Annotated in this window: 13 protein-coding genes and 3 pseudogenes; 7 read left to right on the top strand and 9 right to left on the bottom strand. The window is 49.4% G+C overall.

Annotated features, from left to right (window positions below):
* The first annotated feature begins 52 nt into the window (after positions 1–52).
* Positions 53–238: a hypothetical protein gene (locus RAE19_RS19150; protein WP_313876420.1), complete on the top strand. Its 186-nt coding sequence runs from the start codon at positions 53–55 to the stop codon at positions 236–238.
* Positions 239–962: 724 nt separating this feature from the next.
* Positions 963–2,049 (top strand): annotated as a pseudogene (locus RAE19_RS19145) (IS3 family transposase).
* A 60-nt stretch (positions 2,050–2,109) separates the two neighbouring features.
* Here RAE19_RS19145 and RAE19_RS19140 read toward each other — a convergent pair.
* Entirely contained in the window at positions 2,110–2,802 is a 693-nt protein-coding gene (locus RAE19_RS19140) for a hypothetical protein (protein ID WP_313876419.1), read from the bottom strand.
* Between the two features lie 588 nt (positions 2,803–3,390).
* On the opposite strand from RAE19_RS19140, the pseudogene RAE19_RS19135 reads away from it, so the two are divergent.
* A pseudogene (locus RAE19_RS19135) lies at positions 3,391–3,757 on the top strand (VapC toxin family PIN domain ribonuclease).
* Positions 3,758–4,180: 423 nt separating this feature from the next.
* Here the strand turns inward: RAE19_RS19135 and RAE19_RS19130 are convergent.
* Entirely contained in the window at positions 4,181–5,104 is a 924-nt protein-coding gene (locus RAE19_RS19130; RefSeq protein WP_313876418.1) for a hypothetical protein, read from the bottom strand.
* Between the two features lie 260 nt (positions 5,105–5,364).
* Between RAE19_RS19130 and RAE19_RS19125 the strand changes: the two genes are divergently transcribed.
* Positions 5,365–5,571, top strand: coding sequence for a hypothetical protein (locus tag RAE19_RS19125; RefSeq protein ID WP_313876459.1), 207 nt, complete (start codon positions 5,365–5,367; stop codon positions 5,569–5,571).
* Positions 5,572–5,701: 130 nt separating this feature from the next.
* Here RAE19_RS19125 and RAE19_RS19120 read toward each other — a convergent pair whose 3' ends face one another.
* From RAE19_RS19120 to RAE19_RS19100, 5 genes are all read right to left on the bottom strand, one after another.
* The gene (locus tag RAE19_RS19120; protein ID WP_313876417.1) at positions 5,702–6,502 is read right to left on the bottom strand and encodes a hypothetical protein; all 801 of its coding nucleotides are present in this window, start codon (positions 6,500–6,502) and stop codon (positions 5,702–5,704) included.
* A gap of 28 nt (positions 6,503–6,530) precedes the next feature.
* A complete protein-coding gene (locus tag RAE19_RS19115) occupies positions 6,531–7,475 on the bottom strand; it encodes a CesT family type III secretion system chaperone (RefSeq protein ID WP_313876416.1) in 945 nt (314 codons plus the stop codon).
* Positions 7,476–7,806: 331 nt separating this feature from the next.
* Complete coding sequence (locus RAE19_RS19110; protein ID WP_313876415.1) at positions 7,807–8,223, bottom strand: hypothetical protein; 417 nt, start codon at positions 8,221–8,223, stop codon at positions 7,807–7,809.
* Between the two features lie 202 nt (positions 8,224–8,425).
* A complete protein-coding gene (locus tag RAE19_RS19105; protein ID WP_313876414.1) occupies positions 8,426–8,734 on the bottom strand; it encodes a hypothetical protein in 309 nt (102 codons plus the stop codon).
* A gap of 201 nt (positions 8,735–8,935) precedes the next feature.
* Positions 8,936–9,202 (bottom strand): hypothetical protein, encoded by a 267-nt coding sequence (locus tag RAE19_RS19100; protein ID WP_313876413.1) that lies wholly within the window; start codon positions 9,200–9,202, stop codon positions 8,936–8,938.
* 425 nt (positions 9,203–9,627) lie between these two features.
* Between RAE19_RS19100 and RAE19_RS19095 the strand changes: the two genes are divergently transcribed.
* Together RAE19_RS19095 and RAE19_RS19090 are read left to right on the top strand one after the other, a co-directional pair.
* Positions 9,628–11,283 carry a hypothetical protein gene (locus RAE19_RS19095; protein ID WP_313876412.1) on the top strand — a complete coding sequence of 552 codons (1,656 nt, stop codon included), beginning with the start codon at positions 9,628–9,630 and terminating at the stop codon, positions 11,281–11,283.
* 102 nt (positions 11,284–11,385) lie between these two features.
* Positions 11,386–12,482, top strand: a pseudogene (locus tag RAE19_RS19090) (IS3 family transposase).
* A gap of 331 nt (positions 12,483–12,813) precedes the next feature.
* Here the strand turns inward: RAE19_RS19090 and RAE19_RS19085 are convergent.
* Both RAE19_RS19085 and RAE19_RS19080 read right to left on the bottom strand, forming a co-directional pair.
* Positions 12,814–13,800: a hypothetical protein gene (locus RAE19_RS19085; protein WP_313876411.1), complete on the bottom strand. Its 987-nt coding sequence runs from the start codon at positions 13,798–13,800 to the stop codon at positions 12,814–12,816.
* Between the two features lie 11 nt (positions 13,801–13,811).
* The gene (locus RAE19_RS19080; RefSeq protein WP_313876410.1) at positions 13,812–16,112 is read right to left on the bottom strand and encodes a hypothetical protein; all 2,301 of its coding nucleotides are present in this window, start codon (positions 16,110–16,112) and stop codon (positions 13,812–13,814) included.
* On the opposite strand from RAE19_RS19080, the gene RAE19_RS19075 reads away from it, so the two are divergent.
* Entirely contained in the window at positions 16,111–16,485 is a 375-nt protein-coding gene (locus RAE19_RS19075) for a hypothetical protein (protein ID WP_313876409.1), read from the top strand. The genes RAE19_RS19080 and RAE19_RS19075 overlap by 2 nt on opposite strands.
* Positions 16,486–16,583: the final 98 nt, after the last annotated feature.

The following is a 16,583-nucleotide window of genomic DNA, read 5'->3' as shown; positions in this document are numbered from 1 at the left end:
ATTAAGAGTAACGACTCCTGATGCCGACTCAGCTGTGGATGGCGTATTCTTTGTGGCATTCATCACAACAGCGGTCGCTGAAAGAATACCTAAGCCACCGGATAAAATACCTAGGCCTGAGGAGGCATTAGAAACAACATTGCTAGCAATTTCTAGAGAATCTATTTCTGAAGCAATATTTGGAATAGCAGCAATTGGAGATGAGCCAGCGCTTGATGGAGAGGCCTCCATCATTTGACCAAAGCTTTCTGTATTACCTTGATCATCAATTGATAAGATGGGATCCGATTTTGCGGGAGTACCCAACTGGCTATACGACTCAAGATGGTTAGAAGTTACAGCTTCAGTCTCTAGATTTGCGCTACTATCTAAAGCGGCTCGCTGGTCTGCGGCAGAATATTCTGGGGGGTCGAGTTCAGCGTTTCTACCAAACTCCAAAGGCTCAAGATTTTCTCGATGAGCATCTTCATTCTGTAAGTTGCGTTCACTCTTTTTATTTCGTATCCGCCGATTTCCAAGTTGGACCAAGTCTTGAGCATTTTTATCAATCGCTGCATCAATATGATTTGTTGAAGGTTTTGCCTTTGCCGAATTCAATTTTTTCATATTAGCGCTCCTAGATATTTACGGCTTAATAGTAGCCTTGTTGCGAATAAATTCCTTTCAATTCCTTGCTTTTTTTGCGTTCATCAAAGGCAATGAAATATTTATGCCTATCACGATTTCCTCAATTTTTTCGAATGCAACTCCTCACGAGGCTGACGTGTGGTCAGGCCAGTTGTGACGAGGGAATACCCCATCTGATTCTGTGAGGCCGGCACGTGATTTCTGCCTGTCGCTCGCTATTGGGCAAAGACCGATTGCGCATGTGATTCAGAATCAGACGGGCGTGTTCTCGGGTAATCCTCCCCTAGAACCCAAGGGCTAAGAAGTAGAATTTTTTCCAACGGAAGAGGTTCTACATGAGGAAGTCAAAGTTCACCGACAGCCAGATCATGGATGCGGTCAAACGGGTCGAAGCGGGCTTTGCGGTGCCCGACATTTGCCGGGAGCTGGGCATCAGCACCGCGACGTTTTACAAGTGGCGATCCAAATACGGCGGCATGGACGTGTCGATGCTGGCGCGCATGAAAGAGCTGGAAGACGAGAACCGGCGGCTCAAGAAGATGTACCTTGAGGAAAAGCTCAAGGCCGAGATCGTGGCGGAGGCGCTTGAAAAAAAGTGGTGAGGCCATCTCGCAGACGGGAGATGGCCCAAAAGGCTGTGACAGAACGCGGTGTGTGTATACGGGTGGCGTGCCAGGCGTTTGGCATCAGCGAATTGTGCTACCGCTACGAGCGCAAGCTCGATGCCGAGAACGCCGAGGTGGCCAGTTGGCTGATGAGGCTAACAGACAACCACCGCAGTTGGGGCTTTGGCCTGTGTTTCCTGTACCTGGGCAACGTCAAGGGCTTCAAATGGAGCCACAAGCGTGTGTACCGCATCTACAAGGATCTGGAGCTCAATTTGCGGATCAAGCCCCGCAAGCGGCTGGTGCTGGAGAAACCTGAGGCGCTGGCGGTGCCACAGGGCATCAACCAGGTGTGGACGATGGACTCTATGCACGACCAGCTCGAAGACGGCAGAACATTTCGGTTGTTCAATGTCATTGACGACTTCAATCGCGAGGCCATTGGGATAGAGGTCGATTTCTCTCTGCCCTCGGAGCGGGTGATTCGGGAACTCAAGCAGATCATCTCGTGGCGCGGCAAGCCGCAGGTGATTCGGTGTGACAACGGCCCGGAATACATCAGCTCAGCGATCCAAAACTGGGCGATTGAATGGGGCATCAGACTGGAATACATCCAGCCGGGCAACCCACAGCAAAATGCTTATGTTGAGCGGTTCAACAGGACGGTCAGATACGAATGGTTGTCACAGTACTATTGGCATGACTTAGCAGAGTCCAGGACTTTGCAACGAAGTGGATGTGGTCTTACAACCATGACCGACCCAATATAGCCTTGGGCGGATTTACACCAAAGCAGCGACTGGCCATGACTGTGTAACGTTTCTACTTCTGCGATCTCCTGCAAAAGAGGGGGGTGACCTATACCTCTCGTAGTTTATCAAAAATTTTGAAAATTTGAAGAGGTTGCTTGCAAGCCTATAAACTTGAATTCAGATTGGACTGATAAAAATGCACTGCATAGTGATGGATCAATGGACTCGCCAAAGGCTGCCATAACACCATCTACAGCATTTTTGTGACGTACTTCTATTGAGCCAAACCCCTCTCTGAAAATATCATCATAACAAACTAGCATTGGAAACAATGCTGCAAGTAAGTGCATACTTTGCCTTTCAGATTCCTTCAAATTAATAGAGTATTTAAAACTACCACGGACAGCGTGCAACGCATGAAGTGCAACTGAACAATGCTTGTTCAAATCAACTTCCGCGCCCTGTTTAATTTGAACTTGACTGCTAGATTCATCATACTGTAATTTCGAATTATCCAAGGGCAAGTCGATAGACTTCGGATAAGAGCAGCTCGTTAACAGAAAATCTAAGCGCAAATCATGAATTAATGCCATCCTTCCTATATTTTCCACTGAAGCATCTAAACAATCTTGAGAGTCAATATTGAGTACTGATAGGATCGAGCGGGTGTACTGCCTGATACGGTCTGCCCGACATACAGTCGAAGACCGATCTGGAAATAATACAGCGAACAATAGTTTTTCCAAAAACCGGTCATGCTTGATTAATTTCTGGGTATCGAAACTATCAGCATTGAAATCAATATTTATGTTTTGCATTATATGACTTCCAATATAAATTTTATTTACATTGAAAATATTAAGCGGAATGACTGTAAGTTATCTTTCAAAAGCTTTCATTTTGTGATTTGAATTGGCTTTCGCGTAGATATTCAGACCATATTCAAGATTCATTTATATATGATAATTGCTCATTCCTAGATTCTATTTTCTCACAAATGGCCACTGTATTGCAGTAAATTTGGATCTATGGATGCACGGCGGATTTGACGATGAGCAGTTCATCGGGTTTATCAAGCAGGCAGGAGTCGACATGTCATTGGCCCATTATTCAAGCGGCAGCCATACCGATCGCCAGTACCCGCAAGCGCTGCTGCGTACCCGACCTGAAGTTTGTTGACATGACCGACGACTGCTTCCAGCCCATCAGAGACATTCACGGGCGAGGTCCAGCCAGCCGTTTCAATCCCCCAATGAGTAGGCCAATTCAGTGGCATTGACTGATTGCTGACCTGGCGGGTTTGTATTGGATTTACTGGCCTACTTTGGGCTGGAATGAATGGTCGGGTTTGGATTGGAATGGATGGCGGCATTCGCCGGAATACGCAATCCGTTAAAATTTGATCGATGCTCTTCGATAGCAACGTCGTTTCCTAAGCGATAAACCAGAGCTGCACCTGTCCGTGCGGGCCTGGCTGACAAGCAAGCCGCTGCATCGCTGTACCAGTCCAGCGTGACGCTAGCCGAGCTGTTATTTGGCATCGCTGCACTTACGGCTTGCAAGCGCAAAGACGTGCTGGCACAAACCCTAGACGGTCTGATGGGGTTTTGCAGTGATCGGGCCGTGATGGCAAAGAACTGCGGCCGGGGATTTCCAACACCCGACAGCTACATTGCAGCGATTGCGGCCTCGCGGGGCTTCATCGTGGCATGGCGCGACACTGCCCCCTATGAGGTAGTAAGTGTATCCGTTATCAATCCGTGGGCAGTGTGAGCAATACATATCGATTGAGAACTCTCTATCTGGATGTAGCGCCCGCGGTATGGCGCCGCTTCGACACCTATGCAACGTAAAACTCTCCCAGTTGCAATGCTACATCCAGGGAGTTATGGGCTTGGAACTGATGCACTTGTTCTCGTACCAGGACGGGCGCGGCAGCAGCTGCAAGATCGACAGCACGTCGCGGTTGAGCGATGTCTGCCGCGTCGGCGCGGCGCTGACCTAAACCTATGACTTTGGCGGCAAATGGGAGCACTTAGTGAGGGTCGAGGAGGGCTGATCAACAGGCCGACTCCGTAACTCTTTTTAGCCTCGGCTCCACTATCGCAACAAAAACGGTGTTCCGGATTTCGAGAAAACGGTGTAGGTGGAAGATCTGCCGATGCCGGAATGAATTGCGACCGCTTCGCGGCATTGTCAAAACTTCGGGCGCATCGAAGCCGTCTTGGACGAAGGAGTTGCTTGGCTAGCGGGACTGACATCCCACCGTTCGAGATCGCCCCAACTCTTGCCAACTGACAGAAAGCCTTTAACCAATTGGCCTTGCGGGAGATTTTCCAAATCAAATTTGGTCCCGTTATGCGTGAAATACCTGTATTTGTCGAAGGTCTCATCGCCAAAGATATCGTTCATCAACTCTTTGAACACGTGAGGCACAGTCGGGGCAGTGTTCATCTCCGTTAGCTTGCCTTGCACTGCGTTATGTACGGCCTGAGTTACAGAAAAGCAGGTCAGGGCGTGAAACCCCTCAGAGTCGGCCTTCCCATCAAATCCGTAAGGATGTTCACAGCTCTCATCGCTAAGCGATGCCGCCATTCTTACATTTTCGGGAGACGGGCAGGTCCGTAAGGCCACGTTCGGCAAGCCATATTTCAACATTGATTGAAGAACGGGTGGGGGTTTTCCGTTGAATTCCGCACGACTGTCGAAAGTATCAAACACTCTTCCTCGACTCTCCTTTCCACGTGGGATGCTTTCCTGATGTGCAAACCCAATATTCAGCACTCCATTCTGCCCGCGCCAAACCGTGGCCAGAGCAACATGATTTACGTCACCATATGCTTTGCGAAAACGAAAGATTAATTCACACCCAGTATGGGACTTCGGCAAATCCGCGATCTTATCGTTGATGGCTACGGTCAAATCCAGAGCCCATCGATCGTTCTCTTTTGCTTGCAGGCCTGAATGCGTCGAGTCGAAGTATTCGCGAAAGACAGAATCCTTCTTGAACGCGCCAATGACTTCGTCGACCGTTACAGGGGTAAGCGGCCCAAGTGAAGACTCAGATGTTGTTACGGCAACATTAACAAGTTGATTTTTAATCAACGAAATGCTGTTCATAGTACGTAAGCCCTTTTTCCTTTCCCCAATCAATGACCTTGCCCTCGTTTCGTGTAGCTCTTAGCCCGACGATTGCGCAGCCTTTTTACGCTGTGCCTCGTAGCAGCATTGCTCGAACTGCATCGGGTGGGATAGCCCCGCGACGAATGCAGCCGGCAGAAATTCTAGACTGCCATCTAGACCATGACAGCCTGTCTGGCCTGCACCCTTTTAAGAGCCCCGTATCCAGCAGCGCACCGACAAGTCCCTCAAGTGCATGCATGCGCTGGACTTTGCTCAAGGACACGGCCAAGCTCAAGTCCGAGGCGGCTGCCGATCCGGACGCGCTGATCGCCAAGATGATCCGCACTCTCCTGGAGGCAATCAACGGCCTTTTCCAGGCCGCCAAGCGCCACGCTCGCGGCTTCACCTGCATCGCCACTATAAGAACGGTCAACATCCTGGACCAGTCAGCCAATACAACTTAAGTACGGGATAAAGGGCCTTGAATTGCATTGAATAAACTTCAAAACATTACCCACTCGAGCGGCGAACTCAGCGCGAGAGTTCTCGCGCTGAGCTCTCATAGCTCATTAGCGGCTGTATTTCTTGCTCAAGTTAATCAATAACATTTAAATCTTCGGGTGCACTGTTGCGCTCAGTATTAAATCGTGGTGGATTTGTAGCCTGATTGTCTAACTTGGCGTCATGGTTTTGTTTGTTAAGGAATTCCTGGCTACTTTCATAAAGATTATATCCGGAAGCCATTATCCCCACCACTACGGTATAGGGCACCATAATTGCCATGGCAGCCAATTCGAAAGTTGATAATTCACCTTTTGCTAGCAAACTGGCATTAACACCCATCAGTACTTTCGTTAATCCCCACCCTCCAATTCTTTTGGCGATTTCGCCTTTGCCACACGCCTGCGAGATGAAGGCTGCGCCCATCAAAAAAGGAGTAATAATCATATTGCCTAGGGCGATAAAAGGAGTTGCAAAAATTGTAACTATGGCACCAAATAAGGCCGAGAGAAAAGGATGCCGTTGAGTAAATGGAAGCTGTGTCGAGCCACAGACACTCGAAGCAAACTCGTTGCTAATTTGATTATTATTTTTCAGGAGGGAATCTGATTTCCCATTTTCTACGATCGATTGTTTGTGCACTTTAATATCAACCCGATCTGCATCGATCGACGAATCTTTCAATTCCTTGTTATTGCCAATATGTCTCGCTTGTAAATAATTTCGTTGACGTATAACAAAACGAATAGAGTCATTAATGCTCTCGCAAACTTCAACATTCTCGTTACTGCGATTTGGGCTTCTCGTAATAAAGGCATCGCCAGCAGAAACATCTTGGTTGGGCTCTGGAACTTGAGGTAAGCTAACCAGCACCGGATTAAGTGTCGTTGACATCATAATAATCCTTTTAAAGTTAAAAAAATCATCCAACCGATCTCTGGCGCACCTTTGATGCGCCGCTATGAGGTGGACCTTTCTGTAGCGCTGCTTCAGCTCGCCCAATCGCAGCACGCGCCTCGCTCCAAAAATTCTTCGCATTCCCGGCGATAGCTTGCAGCAACTCGACAAATTCCTCAGCGTTCACCTCGGCGGGAAGATCCTGCTGCAATGTCAGCACCACCGCATCCCGATCGGGATGCACACTGAACAACACCCGGCCAGTCAACCCCACCACAAAGTTATTCCACAACAACCCTTGCCATAGCGTTTCGCGCGAGGTAACGATATCCATGCCCAAATCGATTCGCACTTCGAAGCGCCCGGCTGCGGCTTTGTCATGCCGCAACAGCATGTCGACACCGTCAACGGCCAACATATCCCCGTCATTGAGCAAATGATCTCGCTCCGTCAAACCGACATGAGTGCAAAATGCCTCGATCAACGCCTCCCAACTAGCCGCCTGCGGCTGAGCAGGTAACACGACACGCTGTAGCGAAACCAGCGACAGTATTTCGGCAACCGGTCGACGTGAGGGCAGCACCCGCCAATACGCCTCGGTACAGGCAACGAGATTGCGCAACCAGCTTGCCAATGCCGCGCCGGTGGTTTGCACATCATAGGGATATTGCGCAGTGACAGTGACATGGTCCCCTTCGGGCGTCAGGCTCCAGCCCACGGTGCCGTTCGCTCCCCATTCAAAGTTACTGACCAGCAGTCGATACCACATCCATTCCCGCTGATCCTTGTCTAGCGCGCCCATATCCAGACGTGCCTGAATGACGTCCGATTCGGACATTTCGTCGTAGTGCAGCAGCAGGTCATGTCCGCCGACGCGCAGCAAGCCCGTCTCAAGCAGTGTCGCGGCATCAGGCAGGCCAAGGTGCTCGCACATCTGTTTTAGTAGTCTGGCGTATTCCAATTGCTTCATGTCATGCTTTCTTTTGGTACCGTGAGTGAACCCTCCGGCCTGAAAAGTTCAGAAAATCTGACCGAAGGTGACTCAAGCAGCAATGTCAAGACGCTGGTGCAGATTTCTCCGGCCTCATATCCTGCTCAACGTCGGCGCGTGTCAAGGTAGCTGTCGCCTCAGTCATGCAGCCCTCTGCTGAATATGTTGATCGCTGACATTCATGTTGACGACCGCCTCCCGCTCAGGGCTGCATGACTGAGACGATAACTACCTTGACATGCGCCGAGTCGGGCGCTCTTCTTTCGGAGCTTTTTTAAGGTTGTCAGTATTTTCAACAGTCCCGCCATTGTCAGTGGCGGTTTTGCATTTTGTCGAAAGCTTTCTTTGCTGCGTTCACTCCCATGTGTACGGGACCGAAGAATGGTATTGCCATGACAGCCATTTCCCCACTTGACATGTTATCTTTTTCCATTTCATCGGCAAGGTAACCCGCCAGGTATTTCATGAACGGAAGGGCTCCAATCCGTTTGGCGAGTTCGCCTGAACCACACGCCTTCGAGACGATGGCTGCGCCTATTAAAAATGGAGCAACAACATTATTGGCTGCGAATGCAACAACTCCAACGAAACCACTCAATAATCTCGCAATAACAGGATGCCGTTGGGTAAATGACTGACTTGCAGCCTTTTTGACCACCTGAGCAAACTTAATGCTAGGGTTATTGCTATTCTCCATTTTTTGCCTCTTCCCGCCCAGAATTGCCATTGGAATTTTATTGTTAATATTATTCCTTAACTCGGCGGGACATCTAAAAGAATTACCCGGTTTGTTTTCGTTGTTACTTGAAAATTTAGGGAAGTTACTCCCCTCTGCTCCTGTAGGTTCAAATAGCGATCTCTGAAGATTTAATTTACTTCCTGATGAAAACCTATGTAGACTCATTCAAATCCTTATTTTTAAAATAAAATCATCCAACCGATCTCTGGCTCACCTTTGATGCGCCGCTATGAGGTAGGCCTAGCTGTAGCGCTACTTCAGCTCGCCCAAACGCAGCACGCGCCTCGCTCCAAATATTCTTCGCATTCCCGGCGATAGTTTGCAGCAACTCGACAAAATCCTCAGCGTTCGCCTCGGCGGGAAGATCCTGCTGCAATGTCGGCACCACCGCATGCCTATCGGGATGCACACTGAACAACACCCGGCCACTCAACCCCAGCACAAAGTTATTCCACAACAACCCTTGCAATAGCTTTTCGCGCGAGGTAACGATATCCATGCCCAAATCGATTCGCGCTTCGAAGCGCCCAGCGCGAAACCAGCGACAGTATTTCGGCAAGCGGTTGCTGTGAGGGCAGCACCCGCCAATACGCCTCGGTACAGGCAACGAGATTGCGCAGCCAGCCCGCCAATGCCGCGCCGGTGGTTTGCACATCAAAGGGATATTGCGCAGTGACAGTGACATGGTCCCCTTCGGGCGTCAGGCTCCAGCCCAAGAGCCGTTCGCTCCCCATTCAAAGTTACTGACCAGCAGCCGATGCCACATCCATTCCCTCTGTTCCTTGTCTAGCGCGCCCATATCCAGACGTGCCTGAATGACGTCCGGTTCGGACATTTCGTCGTAGTGCAGCAGCAGGCCATATCCACCGACGCGTAGCAAGCCCGTCTCAAGCAGTGTCGCGGCATCAGGCAAGCCAAGGTGCTCACGCATCCGTTTCAGCAGTCTGGAGGATTCCAATTGCTTCATGTCATGCTTTCTTTTGGTACCGTGAGTGAACCCTCCGGCCTGAAAAGTTCAAAAACTCTGACCGAAGGCGACTCAAGCAGCGATCTCAAGACGCTGGTGCAGATTTCTCCGGCCTCATATCCTGCTCAGCGGACACTATGCGTCGCCGACCGACGACAAGACCATCGATCCCGACGCTATAAGCGTTGTAACCACATAAGGGATGTAAGCCACGCAGTATGAAAAGAGCCGATAAAATGCACATAGACCGTGTCCTGAGATACGGGGGCAAGATCATCAATCCCCAATCAGCACAGAAATCAGTTGACCTTAAACCCCGGACTTCATCAATTTGATTGGTACGGCAGAAGGAGGGAGGTCAACTTTACTAAATATAAAAAAGGTGTGCGCAAACTCGAGCCCGCGCCGAAGTCTACGGAAAAGAAATGAACCGCATTAACTCCAGCCTGCCTATTCGCTTGCCCTCGTCGCATGCGCCGTTGACCCTTCAAGGCAGGGATGATGTTTACTATGCCATCATGAAGGAATTAGAGAACTTCATTAGCACAACGAGCGGACTCCGTCAAGGGCTGCAGGACAATTGCAACATTGACTTGTGGCTTGCCGAAGTTCCAGCGCTACCTAATGAACAGATCCATAGTTTGGCCGAGAAGCTTCTAAAAAAAATTGATGAAATACCAGAAAGCAGTAAGAGCAACATGGTGGATATCAAGCTCAAGCTCGCTGAAGTCGAGAAGAAAACACAAGCGCCGCTGGATCCGCAAAGCCCAACCGAGGTAAATAATGTTATCCAGATGACTATAAAACGTCACAAACCTGATTTCTTAGCGATTCGCAAGTGTTTTGGGGACGAGAATCGGAAAAACGCCGATGCCAACGAAAATGACCACCAAAAAATAGAATGGGTTGCCACGAAGCCAGCCCAAAAAAGCGAAAGTCCTCTAGTTCTGGTGCCCCTGGAGAAAAACTCCTACCCCCGATCACTTTCGTCGAAAACAGAGGCACTGCTGAAGCTATGGCCGAGGGAGATAAAAAACCTCGAAAAACTCGCCGACTTCATCACACCTATCGCCACCGATATCAAATTGCTACTGCAAATCAAGCCCCGCTTTGAACAGGACAACCTCTTCTCTGAACTGGACACATTCATAGAAAAAATCGAAAAACTGTCTGAGAAAAACCCGATTCAATATAACAAGCTTCGGTCAGAGATAAGCGAAAAAATCGGTCTTCAAGAATTTTTGAGATGGCTCTCGGATCCATCGAAAAGAAAGAGAGATATTGCCAAGTCTATTTTCATGCCATGTCCTAAAATGAGTACTGCGTTCTTTCAACACTGTATCGATCTGGCAAAAGACAGAAATAAATTCCAAGAACTAAGAGAGCTCTTTTCCTCATTCAAAGGATTGTTCTCGTACTATAAGTTCGAGGACCAAGACCTGAAATTTTCGCATCGCTTAATTCAAAAATTGAAGGACTCGGGATGCTTTTCAGAGGGAGAAACGGCTAATATATTGAATGCACTGCGTGCATTTGTAGTGACAATGGACTTTTACAATTGTGCTGCTGGAGCTCCCGAATCTACGAAAAGCGAATTCTTAGAGTCATTCCCGTTACTAAAAGAGATAAGCGAAATTCCTGACCACTATAGCAAAACGGACATTTTTGGCTGGCTCCACTTGAGCGTCCTTTCCGTCAAGGGCGAAAATGAGGAAACCGACAAGGGCATCGACGTTTTGTTAAAGATAATTCGATCACGTGGACCGATTCAAACTGGAATACTTTTGGGAGCCATGCAGAAACCCTCTATAGAATTATTTTTCGGAAAGGAGGCCCCATCGGAGAGAACGATTGTCGCACTCAAAGACATCATTTGTTCAAAGGATTCAAACGACGTTTTTCAAGCACTCAAAAACACGTTAAATCATTTTCCCGAAGTAAAAGATGCCGTGCTCGATGACCGCGGCGGCCTGTACACAATAGCGAGACTTGCGTTGGAGGTCTGGATCCAGCATGAGCCAATCAAAAGCAAGGCCAAGCCCGGGAAATCATACTTTCACGGCGTCCTAATAGATGCTTGAATATCTCGGGAAAAGCCGACTCAATGCCGTTTAGACTGTGAAGCCTCCTTGAAAGCTTGAGCCACTCAGAAGTAGAGAAAATCCCCCTAACGGAGTCTCTACGTGAAGAAATCAAAGTTCAGCGAAAGTCAAATCGTCGGCATCTTGAAAGAGGTCGAACTGGGAGCCAAGGTCGGTGAGACTTGCAGGAAGCACGGCGTCAGCGAACCCACCTACTACAAGTGGAAGAATCAGTTCAACGGGATGACCGTCCCGCATCTTTCTCAGTTGCGAGAGCTGCAGGAGGAGAACGCCAAGCTTAAGCGCATGTATGCCGACCTTGCACTCATGCACCATGCGTTGAAGGACGTCGTTGACCGAAAGCTCTGACCCCGCAGCGTCGGATTGATGTGGTGCAAACGCTCATGGCCGACCATGGCATGAGCCAACGCAAAGCCTGTGTTGCCAGTGGCATTGCCCGCTCCACACTGCGCTATTGCCACAAGCAAATCGATGACTCCGGGGTCATCCAGTTCATGCAGACCTATATGGCTACCAATCCACGGCATGGTTTTGGCCTGCTTTACGCAAGCGCCCGCCATCAGAACCAGCCCTAGGGCAAGACAGTGTTGTGGCGGGTGTATTGCCAGCTCCATCTCAACCTACCACGGCGAGGCAAGAAGCGGCTGCCTGCGCGCATCCGCCAGCCTCTGGAGGCGGGAAAGCAGCCCAATCAGGGTTGGAGCTGTGACTTCATGTCCGATGCTTTGTGGTCGGGCCGCAGGTTCCGCACCTTCAATGTCATCGATGAGTTCAACCGGGAAGCGTTGCGAATCGAGATTGACACCAGCTTGCCCGCTGGGCGGGTCATACGGGCTTTGAACGAGTTGGTGGAGGTGCGTGGTGCGCCGCTGTCTATCCGCATGGACAACGGCCCGGAGTTCATTGCCCATGCGCTGGCCGATTGGGCCAAGACCAGAGGCATCGTCCTCAATCACATCCAGCCTGGAAAGCCAACCCAGAATGCCTATGTGGAACGATTCAACCGGACGTATCGCACCGAAGTACTGGACTGCTATGTCTTTGATTCCTTGCAAGAGGTCAGGGACATGACGGCGGACTGGCTGCATCGCTACAACCACCACCGGCCCCATGAAGCCTTGGGGTCAGTTCCTCCAGTTGAATACCGTGTGACAAAATTCCCCAACCTCTACTTCTGAGTGGTTCAGGAATTCGAGGAGGCTTCAACTGGAACTCGACCTCACACAAGATGCAGGATAACACCAAAGCGATTGCAATGATTACCGATCGCACAGGGATGCGCTGGCGTACATTCGCTATCGTGTGATGCGGCACGTCAGCTCCGGCGGGGGGCACCCGAGTAGTGGCACCCCTTCGGCCGAGGATGTTGCCGAAGTGGGCCCCTCCCGCAGGCGCTGGCCTACAATTTGGCGGGGCTACTCAATCGAGCAGTGCCGTGTATCAGGCGGTGTCGCTCAGAGCATTAAGGAATCGATGGACGATTGCCGTTTTCAGCTGTGAATCTAGCCGTTAAGCCGAGACCATTTTTGGCAAACTATCCAAGATCTTATTATTCAGCTTATCCCAAAAGGCCTCATCCCGTATCTTCGCAATTTTTTCCAGAAGACTGAGATCTCCATTCTTCGCTACATTTTTCAGAATAATCAGCGTCTCAAGGGTGGGTTTTTCCAGGCCGTAGGTCACGAACTGGTTATAAATCCAATAGTCCCCAACTGGATCATTCTTCTTGAGAGCGCTGGTCAGGCGTGATGTATTCATGGAAGCTATCTCATTGACCTTCTTCACGAACGACTTGTAAGAATCTGCTTTGCTCAACCAGTCATAACGCTTTTCCATTTCTTTGAAAACCTCAGTCCGCAACTCAGTTCGAGAATTCAGAAACTTTGCCGACCAGAAGGGGTTAGCGGCCAATTTATTACCTGTCTTCAGGTTATCGAACTCCCATTTAATGGCCCTGATGTTTTTGGCACGTGCCTTTTTATTATTGTATTCAAGCGCAGCGCGATAATGATCAAGCCGATCTTTCAATTCAAGCGGCAACCCCAGCTCCATTACATTGACCTCTATATTGTAATTGCGCGCGATTTTTTCCAGCGAGAAAAATTCTGTCAGTTGCGTGACGAAGCGTGAAGAGTCATCTTCCCTCCACTTTGTGTGGTCTTTCAGAACAGATGCTGTGCTTTTCAATTCCTCTTTCGCGACATTCAGCCTATAGTTAAGACAAGTCATCTCTGGGCCATCGGCTGAGAGATCATTGCGTTTGAGTGCCGTCTCCAGTTTCCCCGGCGTTCGATACAAGTCAAGCCTATCCGCAAGTTTCGACAGATTGGTCTCTTCTCCTGTGCCAATGAGCTTGTTCGTCCAATAGGTGAGTGCAGCAATATAAGCTGGTTCGTTGCTGTGATTGGCGCGCAATTGCTTGGCCATGGAGGCCGAAAACGAGTTGATGGGTGAACCTTGGCCCAGACACCGTTTCACCAGCTCTTCGACGATCACGCCTTTCTCGTTCAGGTAGTAACCAAAAAAGCCGAGCACGCCCCCCCTTTGCCGGGTCCAAGTCCGCGTTCGTGCAATTTCCTGCGCGAGAGCTCTTTGGCCAGCGCCAGGGTATGCTTAACATCTTCGGGATTGCCAAGACTGCATCTGATTCGCAGTTCGCGGAGAGCCGCGAGCTGGACAACGTCGTGTGGGTAGCTGCCATTGGTAGGGTACTTATGCAGAGAAGCAATCACTTTTGTCAGTGTCTGGCCCTGAAGCTTCTTAGAGACGAGCAGAAACTTATGAACCTTTCCCAGGATCGCATCCATTTCTTTGGCCGAGAGCGAACGGAAATCGCCTGTGACGTCGAGCATCTGATTGAATTTTTTTTGCTCTTCATTATTCATTTGATCGTGGGTCTTCTGCAGGAAATCATTCATCACATTGAGAAGCGGGGCTTTGTCCTGCTCCAAAGTTGCCTTGTAAACCGCCATAAAATTCCCGATGGTATTGACGTCCAAGGTAGTTTTGCTCACGTGGTCCCGTAAAGCTGCCTTGATGCCCTCTTTGTGCTTGCAATTTTCATCAATCGCAAAGCGGACTTTGAGTACATCTTTGCACGCAAGTGTCATTGGATCCTTCTTGAGAGAATTCAGACATCTCTGGATAGCGTCAACCTTCATTCCATTGATCAAGGCGGCAACGGCCGCACTCGCCTTCTCCTGCGTCATCGTAGTCTCGCGTCGTGATTTCAACAGTCTCCATGCATCATCCGGCCCAGAAAGTGGCACACCATCCTCGAGATTCAGTGACTTCTGCATGTAAGACTTGAACCCTTGTTCATCCCAGAGCTCACGTATGAGCTCCAGCGTCAGCTTGGATTTGCCAGGATCACCCATGTCTGAGCCCGTTTTCAGGTGTCTGCTCCAGTGCGGCAGATCCTTAACGGTTTTTTTGGCGATATGTTCAACACTAAGTTCTTTCAGCTCCTTGTGATCCAACCACGCTTGTACAACGCGCAGCCTCTCCTCCGCAGTTTTGGACTGTGCATAAACGTTGCTCAACGCAACCTGATCTGGCACCGTGATGCCGCGGGAAGGTACGAGGTATTTGGCCAGCTCATTGACATCAACGGGTTCCGAATTGACAACGCCGTCGGGAATGCCCAGTTTCACCAACATTTCAATTGTTTCTCCTCTTGTAACTGGGTTATTGAGCTTTACAGAGAAGTTTTGGGCGATCTCCTGGATCGATGGAAGGCTTTTATCCGTAGGAAGTCCGGGAATACCACTCGGATTATCGTTGACGGCGCTTATAGCTCTATACGTCTTGTCGAATGTATTCTGTGCATTCCGCACGAGGGTGGCACGAATATTGGCCCACAGCAGAAATGCACCCCCAGTCAGCCCTGCAACAAGATATGCGATACCCGCGGAAGCGCCTCCTGCGACAATGATCAATGCAGCCACAGCCGCCCCCAAGCCAATGCATCCGTTTCCCAGCCTGAAGCCGCCATGCAATTTGAGTAATTTGGCAAGATCGAGCTGTAAGTCTCGCAAGTTTTGGCGATGCCTGATCAATGACTCCAACTCCGGAAATTTATTGAAATAATCCGCAAACACATGCTTATCAAAATCCTCAGCCTCCTTCAAGGCTTTCGCGGCATTCGTCCCATCAATAAGCTCGGCAACCCCTTGAACGAAGCCCGTAATGCCAGAGATCGCGCTTAAAGTCCCGCCGATAAATGGAACAACCTCGACGAAATTTTTGGCGGTGGACAGCAGCTTTGTCTTGTCACCGAGGATGAATTTCGCCAATACAATTAACGCATGACCAGTACCCACAACTCCCCCGCCCACATCGCGCACTAACGCCATCCACTCCCGAATCTTTAATTTATCGGGAAGGAGGTTTAAGAACGTTTCACGCTTTTCTTTCTCCAAGGCTTCAACTATTGATATAGCGCTCTTAATCTCATTAATCTCCTCTTGGCTGAGATCAGATTCCTTGACAGATTCCTTGAGCTCCGTAAGTGCACATTTTGCCCATATAGCATTCAAGTAAACGAGGCAGTCTGACCGTTCATTATCTTTTATCTTGCCAGCTTTGATGTAGTCTTGATAGGTAAGAATGCCATCAAAAATCCGTGCGTGCCCAACGATCCAAGGAAAAATTGATGTTGCTGATGGAGGTTCATTCCCTGCCCATAATACGTCTGATGAAGATAAAGTCCCTGGAAGCGAGGCCAAACCCCAGGCCCCGTAAAAGGGTTGTGGAGGCATAAACAAGTCCGATGTGCTTTTCACATCAGGTTGGCGGACGTGTCTCATGATCAGATTCACTTTATCCAAGATAGTGGACGGTACTACTTGGGAAGGTACTACTTGGGAAGGTACTACTTGGGGAGGTACTACTTGGGGAGGTACTACTTGGGAAAGTAATCTCCCTGGGTTGAACTTGCGTGAGCTTGGAAAAAATTCCTTGGCTTTTTTTGCCCCTGAGAATGGGTCTGGATCATTTTTAATGTCTGAAACATTTTTAAAGTTTATTTCGTCATTTCCCGGCTCATCTGGTATTTCGCTATTAACAGGTCGCAACTCAACTGCAGATCGCGGCCTCGGCATTACGTTGATCGTGGAGCATGGAAAGTATGTGCTAGGGCTTATTGAACGTGGCATGAATTGTCCTTTGATTAGACATTAGGATGTGTGAGTCTTCGAGATTAGTGGAGATGGTTCGTCCACAAGTTCATTGGTAGACATGAGTGTTTACCCCGATCAGAGATACACCGATCTATCCAC

Source organism: Rhodoferax potami, assembly GCF_032193805.1.
Taxonomy (GTDB): Bacteria; Pseudomonadota; Gammaproteobacteria; order Burkholderiales; family Burkholderiaceae_C; genus Allorhodoferax; species Allorhodoferax potami_A.
Note: the sequence above shows the minus strand (reverse complement) of the source record. Positions and strands in the feature narration are given on the sequence as shown.